The 13,637-nt window shown below is 42.0% G+C and carries 11 protein-coding genes; 2 read left to right on the top strand and 9 right to left on the bottom strand.

Annotation, left to right across the window (positions count from 1 at the left end):
- Window positions 1-73: 73 nt before the first annotated feature.
- The 8 genes from pssE to ACTU7M_RS05030 all read right to left on the bottom strand — a co-directional run bounded on the left by pssE (window position 74) and on the right by ACTU7M_RS05030 (window position 11,209).
- Complete coding sequence (gene pssE, locus ACTU7M_RS05065; protein WP_443473291.1) at window positions 74-553, bottom strand: PssE/Cps14G family polysaccharide biosynthesis glycosyltransferase; 480 nt, start codon at window positions 551-553, stop codon at window positions 74-76.
- Window positions 554-575: 22 nt separating this feature from the next.
- Complete coding sequence (gene pssD, locus ACTU7M_RS05060; protein WP_443473392.1) at window positions 576-1,157, bottom strand: PssD/Cps14F family polysaccharide biosynthesis glycosyltransferase; 582 nt, start codon at window positions 1,155-1,157, stop codon at window positions 576-578.
- A gap of 1,159 nt (window positions 1,158-2,316) precedes the next feature.
- Window positions 2,317-3,729 carry a sugar transferase gene (locus ACTU7M_RS05055; protein ID WP_443473290.1) on the bottom strand — a complete coding sequence of 471 codons (1,413 nt, stop codon included), beginning with the start codon at window positions 3,727-3,729 and terminating at the stop codon, window positions 2,317-2,319.
- Between the two features lie 694 nt (window positions 3,730-4,423).
- On the bottom strand, window positions 4,424-7,729 hold the full coding sequence (locus ACTU7M_RS05050; RefSeq protein WP_443473289.1) for a GH36-type glycosyl hydrolase domain-containing protein: 3,306 nt from the start codon (window positions 7,727-7,729) through the stop codon (window positions 4,424-4,426).
- Window positions 7,730-7,891: 162 nt separating this feature from the next.
- Window positions 7,892-8,029 carry a hypothetical protein gene (locus ACTU7M_RS05045; RefSeq protein WP_443473288.1) on the bottom strand — a complete coding sequence of 46 codons (138 nt, stop codon included), beginning with the start codon at window positions 8,027-8,029 and terminating at the stop codon, window positions 7,892-7,894.
- 74 nt (window positions 8,030-8,103) lie between these two features.
- Window positions 8,104-8,925 carry a carbohydrate ABC transporter permease gene (locus tag ACTU7M_RS05040; RefSeq protein WP_443473287.1) on the bottom strand — a complete coding sequence of 274 codons (822 nt, stop codon included), beginning with the start codon at window positions 8,923-8,925 and terminating at the stop codon, window positions 8,104-8,106.
- Window positions 8,926-8,943: 18 nt separating this feature from the next.
- A complete protein-coding gene (locus ACTU7M_RS05035) occupies window positions 8,944-9,840 on the bottom strand; it encodes a carbohydrate ABC transporter permease (protein ID WP_443473286.1) in 897 nt (298 codons plus the stop codon).
- Between the two features lie 109 nt (window positions 9,841-9,949).
- Window positions 9,950-11,209 carry a sugar ABC transporter substrate-binding protein gene (locus ACTU7M_RS05030; RefSeq protein ID WP_443473285.1) on the bottom strand — a complete coding sequence of 420 codons (1,260 nt, stop codon included), beginning with the start codon at window positions 11,207-11,209 and terminating at the stop codon, window positions 9,950-9,952.
- Between the two features lie 363 nt (window positions 11,210-11,572).
- Between ACTU7M_RS05030 and ACTU7M_RS05025 the strand changes: the two genes are divergently transcribed.
- Window positions 11,573-12,076 carry a helix-turn-helix domain-containing protein gene (locus tag ACTU7M_RS05025; RefSeq protein ID WP_443473284.1) on the top strand — a complete coding sequence of 168 codons (504 nt, stop codon included), beginning with the start codon at window positions 11,573-11,575 and terminating at the stop codon, window positions 12,074-12,076.
- Between the two features lie 120 nt (window positions 12,077-12,196).
- Window positions 12,197-13,111 (top strand): hypothetical protein, encoded by a 915-nt coding sequence (locus tag ACTU7M_RS05020; protein ID WP_443473283.1) that lies wholly within the window; start codon window positions 12,197-12,199, stop codon window positions 13,109-13,111.
- Here ACTU7M_RS05020 and ACTU7M_RS05015 read toward each other — a convergent pair.
- A complete protein-coding gene (locus tag ACTU7M_RS05015; protein WP_443473282.1) occupies window positions 13,100-13,564 on the bottom strand; it encodes a hypothetical protein in 465 nt (154 codons plus the stop codon). The two genes, ACTU7M_RS05020 and ACTU7M_RS05015, sit on opposite strands and share 12 nt — an antisense overlap.
- Window positions 13,565-13,637 lie beyond the last annotated feature (73 nt).

Genomic DNA, 13,637 nt, shown 5'->3' with positions numbered 1-13,637 from the left:
GTAAAATGAAATTTAAATTACTCTAAATATCAATGATACACTACACTATGTGTACAGTACAAACTACTTGTTATTATATTGATTGGATATATTCATCAATACTGTTGATAATCATTTTTTTATTGGAGGTATATCCTTTTAAACTAATATTATCCAATTCTTCAATTGCTATTCCAAGATTATCGCAATCTTTACACCCATAAATCAAATTCATCTCTTTAAACTGTTCTATTATCTGCAATTGGTGATCGTCTACATGCTCCATATACTTTACAAGTCTTGGAATAGCAATAACCTTTTTTTTATTCTTAACTGCACTAATAATTGCTCCTGTACCTCCATGAGTAATTACAATATCACATTTTTCTATTGTATTTGAAAATTCATCTCTGTTTAGGAATTCAGTATATTTAAAATGTGAAGCTTTATAATCACTATAGCCAATCTGAGCAAACACTTCGTCCTTTATAGTTCCATCTTCAATCAGTTCATCTACCTTTTTTAGTAAACGATTAAATTGAAATTTTTGAGAACCTAATGTAATAAATATCATTTAATCTCCCTTGCATGAATATTTAGTAAATACCACCCTTATAAATAGCTTTTGGATAAATTTCTAACATTTGTTCCCATTGTACGTAAAATTGATCCGAAAATTTATAAAGCAGCCTTCCAGTTTCCGTTGGCGATGTAATCTTTGCAAATGATTCTATATAAATTAATTTTCTCCTAAAACATTTTGCTATCAAGCACATTGGAATCATAGAAAGTACCCCAGTGCAAATAACAATATCAGGTTTTTCTTTTATAAATATCCTAAGTGAAGTGATTGTATTTACTATCATTCTAGAAATAAAAGACTTTTCTCTCCGGTTTACTTGCTTAAGATAGTACATTTTTTCTTCTTTAGTTTCTGTTACATAGGCAGTCTGCTCTGTTAGTATAAATCCATCATACTTGTCCATTAGAGGTTTTAGCATCAGCAATTGTTCGAAATGCCCTCCTGAAGATGCTGCGAAACAAATTTTTTTCATACTACTTGTGGATTTTCCTGAGATTATTTTCTTTCCAAAATGACTATTTAAAATGAAAATATTTTTTTTGTATTTATTAATATCCTTTTGTTCGTTCGGAGAATTCTGCTCATCATTTCCCATCTTCAAATTTTCACACCTTATTTCCTAATTTCTTGTCGACATTTTTCATTAATATACTGACTTGAAAGAGTTTAAGTAGCTATCTATCTGTATACGTTAATTTTTATGGAATAAATTTCCTTATATACTTTCTTTCCAACCGATTGCTCTTCAGACAATCGGTTGGAAAGAATGTCATAGGATATCCTTTTAAATTCATCCAAACCTCTGATTACTTTTGAATTATAAAACAACTCATCTTCTAAAACTGGCTCGTCTACAACTACTTCAATCCCTCGCGCTTTAATACGTTTCAAGATTCCTTGGATAACAGAAATTATCGTATCCTGACTTCATAGCTAAGCTATAGATACCTACCACTTTTGGATTGTGTGGTAACACCATATTGGCTGCATGATTTTTCCATGTACGGTTAGTCTCAACAATAGCTCCGAGCCGTAAGCTGTAGCCACCAAAATCGAATGAATGGTTATTGTAATGCGTTCCAATATGAGGTTCCAGCCCAATGTCTTCTATGATTTTGTATCTAATTCTCTTATTTCAGTATACGTATCTAAGTCATTAAAAAACGCTACCCACAAATCTAGATACGTATTGGCCAACAAGTTGACTGCTTCAGTGGAGTCCATGTATAATACCGAAATATTTTTTTGATTGAACATTCGTCTAGTAGTTTTATAAATATCTCAACTTTCTGTATTTTCACGGATTTGTTTTGTATTGCCAATAAGAATCGTTGATTTGATAAGCAACGTTTCTTCCAGCTGATACGACAATACATCTTCAATGATAGATTCCACTGAAGATGTGTATTACAGTTATTTTTCTTCTCAGTCATAGTTCATTGATGTAACGATGACTACAAAGTCCGTATTTTGATATACCATTTCTTTTTCATCGGTAGCATTGAAACTCAATTTTTTATCTACCAGATACTTTTAAATTTCTTTATCCACAATGAGAGATATTTTTAATGATTAAGTCAACTTTTTCAATACTTTCAAAAGAATTGACTTTATTGTGTTGCGCAAAGCAAAATTGCATTAGATAAACCAACATAGCTTGTCTCTACCACTGTAATGTTTGCCAATTTTATTGTCCTTCCGTTACTAATCAAAATTCTATTAATGCATAAAATTAATTAAATGAAAAATGACACTTACACTGAACCTTTTTTTCCTAGTACAACCCCAACTGTCTTAAACAGAATCTTAAAATATAAACTCAAGGTAAAATTACTGATATATTCTGTATCTAAAGCCACAACTTCTTCAAAATCTGTGATATCGCTTCTACCGCTCACTTGCCACATACCAGTAAGTCCCGGTTTCGCTGCCAGTCTGCGTTTATGATGTAGTTCGTATCTTTCATATTCATCCACTGTCGGGGGTCTTGTCCCTACTAGACTCATATCACCTTTCAGGATGTTGATACTTTGCGGCAACTCATCAACTGATACGCGACGAATGAATCTTCCGATTGGCATAATTCGTGGGTCGTTATCCATCTTGAACATAAAACCATCCATTTTATTCTGAGCCATCAATTCTTTCTTGCGTTCTTCAGCATCCATATACATAGAACGAAATTTATAGATGCGGAAACGTCTACCATTCCGACCCACCCGTTCCTGTGAGAAAAAGATTGGACCGGGTGACTGAATATAGATAATTGGAGCGAAAATAACGAAAGCTATTACTGTTGCTACTAAGCCGACCAAACCTCCACAAATATCAATGACGCGTTTTATGAACAGTTGACGTGTTGTTGCCATCTTGATGCTTGTAGTCAATACGGAATAACCGTTGATTTCTTCCACCACTCTGTTCGGCATTTCACTGGAAATATGATCCAAAGAGATGTGAACCGTGATACCCATAGCAACCAAATTTTCCGTTATTTGGTCTATTTCCTCTTCTGAAACATTTGCATCAATGAAGACGCCATCGACGGTATTGAAGCGGAGGTAATCCATCACAGTCTCTCGACTGGCTATCACCGGGATTCCACTCACAACTTCTTCGTGTATATCCGCATCCACAACCGCTAAACCTTTTAGTCTATATGAGCTATAAGATGCTTTCTGCAATTGTTCAACTGTTTTTTCTGCAGAATTTTGCGTGCTTATTACCAACAAGTAAGATTGATTTTTTTCTTGGGAATAAGCGTGTAGCAATGCTCTCTTCAAAAAAATTCGTCCGCCCCACATCAGGAGGCAACTTAAAACCCACATCATGGACAATACAATGCGGGAATATTCTTCCGCTTGTTGCGTCATAAACATAAAGAACACGACTGATGCCAATAAGATGCTGTTATGTCTCAATACAGCCTTGAGTTCTTTTAGGTAACCCCTACGCAAAATGCCGGAATATTCTTCCGTGAAGAAGACGATAAAAATATGCAGGATTGGCATCAGAACACCTAATATAGCATAAAGTTGGATAGAAAAAGGCGAAACTCCTCCAAAACGTAAAGTAAAAGAAATCATAAAGGCTAATAATAAAAAGATAATATCGATAACCATAAAATCAAAATGCTTTACCCAAGCACTCGTTTCAAATTTATACATGCCAAGCCCTCCTAAGCAATTTAATGAAGCCAAAAAAGTAGATTTTTTAATCCTTAGAAGTGTGAATTACTCAGAATATAATTGTTGCTTTTCCGAATAATCAGTTGATCAGCCTCCTTTTTGTATCGTTCCAGATAATGGAGAATATTAATTTCCTTCTTTATAACTAAATATAACAATGGATTTATTAAATTTTTCAATATCTATATCATAATATCACTTTATATCCACATTTTGCACCGATAAATTGATTTTTTTGTCATATTGTTGATTTAATTTGGGGTTCATTAACTCCAATGCATTCGTATACGTTTTCATTTTAAAATTGTTCAAACAGAGTTCACATTTTCAACAATTTTTGCTGTGCAGTTAGATTTTATGATAATAATTTTTCTTCCTTAAATCCTTTTTTCTATAAGATGGCAAGGATTAAGCACCTATGTGGGTTTTACTATTTTACTTTCAGAGTACATGATAAATGTTCTCTCTGGGTTAGCTTCATAGGAAAACTCAATAAGGTATGAAAAGCATCTATCCAATAATTTCCTTACTTTTTCTCCCCACTTCGTTAAACTTTCCAACTGGAAGCAATCTTACTTCACCTAAAATCATAGCTTTGTTTTTTGAGTGCCTTATACACATAACGAAGCAAGCAGATGCCCCTTAATGCTGGCATCTGCTTGCTTCGCTTCTATTAATAATATACTTCGATTACGTTAGCCATGTTGTTTAGCAGCGGTTCAATTTCTTCCCTCATAACAGCCATGCCACTAGTCCTATAAGGATTCATTAACTTGGCGCCCCTAGCTACTTTACCATTTACTACTATAACCTCGTTATCATCATGCATAAATTTAAAAGTAACAGCCTTACCCAAATAAGTAAATTGTAACGTCAATCCGCTGTATGTAGCTGGTAAAATCGGATCAATCACTAAATCCTGATTGTGAGTTGAAATACCAAGTACATTGGAAATCAATTGATTCAGATAGATCCCCGGTCCACTTGAGTAAATGCGCCAACCGCCTTTCACGGGCACTTCGCCCGTTTTTAATTTCTCGAAGTTTTCCGCTACTTCGTAACGTGATGCAAAATCACCATCGGAACTGCTGAAGTAAGAATTGCTTTGACGTTTAGCCGCGTTTGGCACAACATCCTGGATGTTGATGGGATTGATGACTTCCAGACCATGCCAGACTTCAGCGGTTTTCCCTATTTTTGCCATGGATTCAATAAAGCGAATCTGGGCATGGACGTAAAGCAGTCCTACTTCCCTACCAAAGTTGGCGGCTTGTTCGGCGCGCTTGAAGTTCGTGCTGACGCCACCTTGATAAGTAGCCGGTCGGTTCATCAAACGAACACCATCGGGGTATGACAGGTGCTCCTTGATTAATTGGAAATGCGTAATCGCTTGTTCCTTCGTGAATATTTCGCTCGTGATTCCTTGAATCATCGGCAAGAGCCGGTACTGGATTCCTGTTTTCGTATCAGTTGGGTGAATCATGAATTCCACCTTATCGGGTTCCGGCATATAGACAAAGCCTGGAATGACGTCATCAGAGAGGATGTATTTATTGTAATCAGCCTTGATATACGTCGCTAATTCAGTGAGTTCTTTTGCATATTCGGACTCGACTTCTTTTATTGTTTCACTAAATCTTGTTAAGGCTTCATAGGTCAAGGCCACGGTCCAACTGCTGGCCATGTTTACCTTCAGGCTTTGGCCATGTGGTTGCAAAGTATCATCCCAGTCACCGTCCCCATAACTGGATAAATGCGTATCCCACAGGAAATGACTCTTGATATAGTCTATTTCTTTTTCCAGATGGTGACGCACCGTAAAGGTTTCGGTTGTGAAGGTACTGGTTTCCCTACTCATATATGGGACTGTTTCTTGAAGAATGCTCGTGTCACCGGAACGATATAAGTAATCGGCGACGAGTTTCAGGGGCCAGACAATGATGTCCCCATGGCTTTCATGGAAATAAATATCTTGGTAACGATCAAACATGAACCATTGCGGCCAATTGCCGTCCTCCACAAATTGATGGGAAAAGAGAGTCTTGATGATTTCTTTTACGACATCATAATGTTGCATGGTCAGAAAGTATTCCGCCGGTCCTTGGCTGACATCGCGTGTTCCCCAGGCCGCCCCGCCGTATTGTTCCAAGCCATGGGGAACCAAGTAGTGAACGAGCATGTTGTGGGTATACCACCAAGCGATGATATTCAGTTTTTCCAGTTCCGACGGGAGTGTTTCGCCTTTTGTTAACTTGAAGCCATTCATTAAATCATTGAAGTACGCTTTAAACTGGCGCACTTCTTCTCCAAAGGTCGTTTCTGATGCTTGGTCGTTTCCGAGCATACGGATTTGGAACTGATTCGTTTCTACTAATTGCAAGACCATCAATGAAGCAGAGCCCGGTTCGGCACCCGTAACAAACAAGCTTTCATCTTTTACGGTGAACTCGGTTCCCTCCACTACCAACTGATAAGCTAATTCCGGATAGCGGTCGTAATTAAGCGTGTTTTTATCCGCATAAAAAGTGAGGGCTTGCTTGTCTTGCTTCATATAGACAGGCGTTACATATTCCTTTTGGTTCATGACCACTTGATTAGTTACCAGATATTCGTAGGCTTGCCCACTCTTCGTTTCCAGTTGCAGGCGGATTTCACTGTTTCCTATAGTAGAAAAAACCGTCACTTCAAACGTTTCTTCGGAAGTTTTGTAAAGCCACTTCGCATAGTTAAAACCCATCTCAAAAACAGAAGGCATGGCCAACAAGTGGTACGTGTCTTTTATTTTTACATAAAGTCGCTGCCCGGAAGTATTCAAAATATTCAAGGCATTCCGGGTATTCGTGAACCACTTGTTCATATCGGTGTTACCCCTCAAGGTTTGGGCATTGAAGACCCCATACATCCAGCACGTTGTCGTCATGATGCTTTCATCCACTTTGCGATTCCCACCGGTAAAGAGGATGTGACCATGCGGACGCTCCACTAGCAACTCTTTAGCTTTAGAAACCACATGGACATAGTCCTCGGTAAAGAAGGAGAGCCATTGGTTCCCCTCATTTTCTTCCTGGATTCGCTTGGGATAACGCGCTGCCATTTCCTCGTTGGTGAGAGGGATGGTCTTCAAGGGTTCGCCGATCAAGGGGTTGCATTTCAACTGCTTAATTGGGGTGAACATTTCTTCCGACTGAAAGAGGCCGTTGGCTTCAATCACTTTCGGTGCGGTTACGGCTTCCGGATGATTTTCCTCGAAGTAGCCATAGAAAGTAACGGTCTCTTTGCCCACCAGTTGGAACGGTTTTATTTGCAGAGCGGTGTAGCTGAACTCATACTGGGAAACTTGGGACGGGAGGTTTTCTCTCGTTAACGCTTGTGCCACATTGGTCTCTTTATAGGAAGTGCCGAAAAACTGGAAACCATCGGTACTGTAACTGGCCACTTTTGAAAAGGCACCTTGCTGGAGATAGGGAAACTTCCCTTCGCCCTGGGGCATATTTTGCCTTGAACAAATCACACCATCAAAAGCACTATGGTCCACATATTGCGCGGTATAGGCTTCGTTGGTTTGAACCGCCGCTTGGGAAGCCAAACCGATATCCTGAGCATAAATCACATCGATTTTTTCTTTTTTTCCTTCCAGCTTGATGTACCACAGCCAGGTTTGGTAGTTGGCCAAGCTGAAAATAACGGCATAGCTGATTTCTTCAAATACTCCAGTCCACTTTACTTGGTTCTTCCCAAGCGCAAACTGGCTGTGGGATTGGATACCCAACAAGGGTGCGTACGAAATGGAACCATCTTCTTGGTAGACGCGCAAGTAAAGATTGTTCAAGGCCCCATCGATGGGATTGCTTAAGACTTGATTGATCATCGTCTCTTCGGTACCGAGACGATACAAGTCACCGGTAGGCAAAAATTCGGCTTTTAGGTTCCCTGCTTGCAAAGTTACTTTTGGCGTTTTCGTTTGATCGATTACATGCATATTCAATCTCCTTCTTTAATCAGTTCAACTTCAGTCATTTGCGTATCTTCAGCGTTTCGCCCACCGTGCATCGCGCACCAAGTCAACCATCTGCGATAAGGTCCGGGTTCCATGAACTCGCTAACGCCAAGGGGATCGGAAAATTTGTCCGTTAACCGTGAATCACGTCCGCCATAAATAACAACGGAATACCAAGCCGGTTTCTTTCATAAAATCGCTTTGAATACGGCGGATATCGGCTGCCCCGGTACTGCCCAGGATGGATCCGACGCGGGTCAGGTCGTTGGCGGCGACGTTCATCTGCTTGATGGGTCCGGTGATGGTGGCTTTGTCGGCGGCGAAAAAGTTGCCGGTGAGCTGGACGGTTTCGCCTATTATTTTCCGCCTGAGATGTCGAAGCCTTGCAGGATGAATTTTTGGAAAATCAAGAATATGATCAAAATCGGGATAACCATGAAGGCGGCCCCGGCCATTTGTAAGGCGTAGTTGGCGCCGTGTTGGCCTTGCAGGAGCTGCAGGCCAACCGAGAGCGTGTAGTATTTTTGGTCGTTGGCGATGATCAATGGCCACAGGAAGGAGTTCCAACCGCCGATGAAAGTCAGGATGCCTTGGACAGCCAGGATGGGTCGCGAGAGCGGGAGTGCGATTTTCCAAAAGATAAAGTACTCGCTCGCGCCGTCCAGACGGGCTGCTTCCAGCATTTCTTCCGAGATGTTGGCGAAGAATTGCCGGAACAGGAAGATTCCGAAAGCGCCTGCCAGACCGGGTAGGATGATGCCGGCGTAAGTGTTGGTGAGTCCGACTTGGTTCAGGATCAGGTAAACCGGAATCATCGTGACTTGACCGGGAATCATCATCGTTGCCAGGACGAGGATGAAGAGGAATTCTTTCCCCTTGAATTCGTATTTGGCAAAGCCGAAGCCGGCCATGGCGTTGATGAGAAGACCGCCGAAACTGAAGATGGTGATGATCAAGGTGTTTATGAGATAGACGTCGAAGTTCAGGCGTTGGAAAAGTTCCCGGAAGTTATTCAAGGTCCATTCGTTCGGGAATAATGTCGGTGCCATCGAGACGATTTCTGGATTGGTTTTGAAAGCGGACAGAATCATCCAGACAAAGGGAACGATGGTGACGATGCCCCATAATCCCAGTATCACACCGATAATAATCTTGGTGCCTCTATTTACTGTAAGCATAATTTCTCTCCTCTTTTCTCAAATCGTGTCCTCGTCCCGTCGTTTTTGGATTTTCATTTGCAGGAGCGTCGCAACGATGATGATGATAAATAAAATCATCGATCCGGCTGCGGCGTAACCAAAGCGGTTGAACTGGAAGCCGTTCCTGTAAATAAACAAGGCGATACTCATGGTACTGTTCAACGGACCGCCTTCGGTCATGACAAACGGTTCCTCGAAGAACTGGAGCCAACCGATGATTGTGGTAATTACGACGAAGAAAGTGGAGAACTTCAGCTGCGGAATCGTGACATGCCAAATTTGTTGCCACCGGGTGGCGCCGTCAATATCAGCTGCTTCATAGAGCGTTGGGGAAATGTTTTGCAGGGCGGCGGAGAAAATCAACATATTAATTCCAAGTCCCCGCCAGACTGCCAGGATGACCAGGGATATTTTGGCGATTTGAGGGTTTTGTAGCCAGGCGATTGGTCCGATGTTTATCCAGGAGAGCACTTGGTTGATGAGTCCGATGCTTTGGTTCGGGTTGAATAAAAACGACCAAACAATGGCGATGGCGACGATGTTGGTGATGGACGGTGAGTAAAAGAACAGGCGCATCATGTCAAAGAAGCGGCCATTCCCCATTTGAATGAGAACCGCGATGGTCAAGGATAACATCACGATGAGTGGTACCCCGAGGACAACGTAGAAAAGCGTATTGCCAATGGACTTTAAGAAGACGGCATCAGACGTGACGTCCTGGTAATTTTCCAGGCCAACGAATGCGATCCGGGAAAAGTCCGCCAGTCCGGAAAGACTGAGGTCGGTAAAACTGATGAAAAACGCAATAAAAATTGGTAAGATCGAAAACGCAAGCAAGAGAATCATAGCGGGGGTAATGAAGACCCATGGTGCCAGTTTATTTTTTGATTTCATTTTCTTCACCCTTTTCTTGGTTCGCGAGAATGAAAAGAAAAGCCCAGAAGCAGGAATCCGATTTAACTCGTACTCGTTTCTGGGCTTGTTCTTCAGATTCTATGTGTGGTTAATTCAGGATTCCGGTTGCTTCTTCGTTAAAGGCTTCCATTTGTTCCGCAATGTCGGCCCCGCCCACTGTGATTTGTTCCCAGTACGTCAGGAAGCTTTGGGCGATTTGTTCCCACTCAGGTAGGAGTGGCATATGCTCGGAATTTTCCAGTTGTTCACCAAAGGTCGCGATTAGCTCGTCTGATAAAGCTTCATCGTCCCAAGCTGCCATGTTGGCTGGTAAAGAGCTGGATGTTTCCAGGAAGAGGAGTTGGTTCTCAGGTTTGGACAAGAATTCCAGTAGGAGAACGGCGTTGTCCACATTATCGGTTTCGTTCCAGATAGCCAGGTTCGCACCCCCTGTGTTGGAGAGGTTGTTTTCTGGTCCTTCTGGAAGAATGGCCGTTGCCCAGTTGCCTTCAATGTCCGGTGCGTTTTCATTTATGATGGAAATCATCCACGGACCACTGATGAACATCGGGACGATTCCCTCGCCCCCGAATGTTTGCGAAATGTCCAGGCCAAGGTCTTGCGCAGGCGCTGCGCCGTCTTCGATAAAGCTGTTCAGGTATTCCATGGCTTCAATGAATTCCGGTTGGTTGAATTGCGGTTCGTTATTTTCGTTGAGGAGTTCGGAGCCATTTTGACGGGCAAACATCATCGCGAAGGTTTGATCAGCCGCATCCACGTTGAAGCCGTACATGTTGTCCCCGCGTTCGGATAGCTTGGTCGCGGCGTCTTTTAGTTCATCCCATGTTTGTGGCGCTTCGGGGTAACCTACTTCTTCCAATAAATCAGTCCGGTAATATAAGGCCCGGGTTTCGGTATACCAAGGGATTGCGTAAGTAGCGCCATCAATTTGAGTTGTCGCAACGTTCCCTTCAAAGAAGTTGTCCGGATTCAAGTCTTCTGATGATTCCGTATATTCGGTGATGTCCATCAGGGCACCCGCATCCACAAATTCCGCCATCCAGGTTGTCCCCATTTGAACCACGTCTGGACCTTCCCCCGAAGCAACGGAAGTCAGCAAGCGGTCATGCGCGGCCGACCACGGAATACTCTGGACACTGACGGCTATCCCCGTTTCTTCCGTAAAGGCATCCAGGATCGGTTGGACCTGTTCATTCCCGTCCCCCATAAACCAGAACGTTACTTCGTCAGAAGATGTGCCCCCACTTGTCGCCGATTCGTTTGTGCCGTCGTCATTCCCACAAGCTGCAAGCAAGCCGATTGTCGCCAGCGAAAGAGAGCCCAGTAACATTTTCTTGAACGTAGCCATATATGATTCCTCCTAATTTTTTTGATTCCGGAATAAGAAAGCGCTTACCGGAACGTTCAACTTTAGTTTAGTTCGTTAGAGGGGCAATTGCAAACAATATGGAGGGGTGTTTGCGCAAAGGTATAGGGTTTTGGAGCGACCTTTGCGTTAGGTTTGTGTTTTTTACGCAAAGGTCCAGCATTTTTGAGGGACCTTTGCCGGTTTAGGGGGATTAGTATGCAAAGGTATGGGTTTTTTTGCGGAGCTCTGCGTGATGAGGTCGGGACGTTATTCGTTTTCTTCCAAATATTGTTACAATCCCCTCTTTCGTTTCCAGAACAATATTGCTATAATAAATTTAAAAAAATGAAGAGGTAGCGTTCGATGTGGCGGCTTATTTCTACTAAGGACCAACGAAAGTATCGCATTATAGAGAATCTATATGCAGCCGATAGACCACTGACCATCAGTGAGTTGGCAAAATCAATCGGTTCTTCCGCCCGTATCATTAAGTATGATCTTGCTGAAATAAATGAAACCTTGAAAGAGTTGGCTGGAGCCATCGTTTCGTCTTCAGAGGGCGTCTTTCTTAATTTGCCCTCTTCAGTGGGCTTGGACTATTTCCAGCGCAAGTTGTATCGGATTTCACCCAGTTTTTTATTTTTGGAAAAAGTATTTTTTGATGAGACGATGGGTTATGCGGAGATGAAAGACTATCTATATATTAGTGATTCTTCATTGCGTCGCCTGGTTCAAAACGTCAAACTCGCGCTTCAGGATTATGGCCTCTCACTTGAAACGCAACCTTTCCGCGTTGTCGGTCATGAAGGTTTGATCCGGAATTTTTACACAGCTTATTTCAGTGAAAAGTACACCATGGAAGATTAGCCATTTGAAAATGTGGATCAAGAATTGATGCGACGGTTTCTCGAGCGCTGTGCTCAAAGTTACGAAATACCTGAAACTGCGATGAGATACCATCATTATCATTTTTTCTTTGGGGTGGATATGAGCCGCGGATTAAGGGGGCACCCGCCCCCGACTTCCCACCAAGGAAGCGAGCAGTTTCGGGAGTTCATCTATCACGTTTTTTTGAAAATGATGACCGTAACCGATGAACTCTGTCCTGTTTATGAAATGACATTGCGCCGCTATTTCAATGAATTTGTTGATTGGGGCATTTTCATGTCTGTTCCCTACCTTCATTTACGGATGGAAGAAGATGCTGATTTTAAACGCAAAATCCAGCAATTACAGGTGGGGTTGGAAACGCTGAGGCAAATGTTTGATTTACCAGAGACAGATTTTCATTACTTGATTTTGCAACTCCATAATGCGATGGAAAGTTATCGTTTGTGTCCTCCGGGATTTAGCCCGAAAAGGTATCTTTTATTTCCCACTTTCAATGTTGGCCTTAATGACATCGTAAAGCAAAAAATCCCCTTGTTTTACCAAGAGGCCAAGCAAATGTTGATTCAGATTTGTCATGAGCGCGAACTTGTCTTGCAAAAAGATGATCTGGACTATCTTTTGTATATTCAGCTGTCCTGGTGGGAGAATCTCGCTTTTGATTTTATGGAAAAATTTAATTCGTGCCGGATTTTAGTGTCGAGTCATTTAACCTTGAATCATGCAAAGGCAATAACGGCTACTCTCCAAACAGAACTCAGCCGTCATTATACATTCGAGGTATTGCCTGGCGATTGTTTGTCCAAAGAAAATTTGGAAAAGCTACAATTTGATTTGTTGATAGTGACAAAAACAACTGCTTTGGAGATTGAGCAGCCGGTTTTGTATATGGATGGCAGTGCGATGCATGATCGTCTGCGTTTATTGCGGCAGCTGACGGATGAAGTGGTGGAAAAAAATAAACAAAAGTATTTTGATAAAGTGAAAGCGACATGCGAATTGCTAATCAAATGATTCTGATTTTTCATTGAAGCCGACACTGCGAAACGCCTCTTCTTTGGCTTGGTGATAGCGATCGTCGACATAGGTTTGCGCTTCTTCAGGGGGGATTTTTTTTCGAATGTTTTTGATTTTTTCAAAGTTTGCAATTTCGTTGGTCAAACGGACTTCGGAGATGAGTTCCGCATGTTGTGGAAGCGTGGAAAGTTCTTCGTATTCATAAAGTTCCATTTGGTCATCTTCACATACGACCCAGCGGCGGTCAGCATAATAATCCGCCCCTCTGATTGCTTCCGCATAGGCGATTAAGTCAATGGCATGCTTCAGTTCGAGGTGCATGAAATCGAATTTACGCTGACGAATATCTTTGATTAAATTGCGATCCATCTGACATGCCCTGGCTATTGCGCCGATTGTGATTGTGCTCTCGTATAATAGCCATTTGAGTGCTTCTAAATGTACTTCCATCAGATTCACCCCCAAACATTTGTTTATAACAGTGTAGCACGGGGAGCTGCTTTATTGTTTTCATTCTTTTCCG

Source organism: Jeotgalibaca sp. A122 (genome assembly GCF_052266715.1).
Lineage (GTDB): Bacteria > Bacillota > Bacilli > Lactobacillales > Aerococcaceae > Jeotgalibaca.
This window is presented reverse-complemented; position numbering and strand designations above follow the sequence as displayed.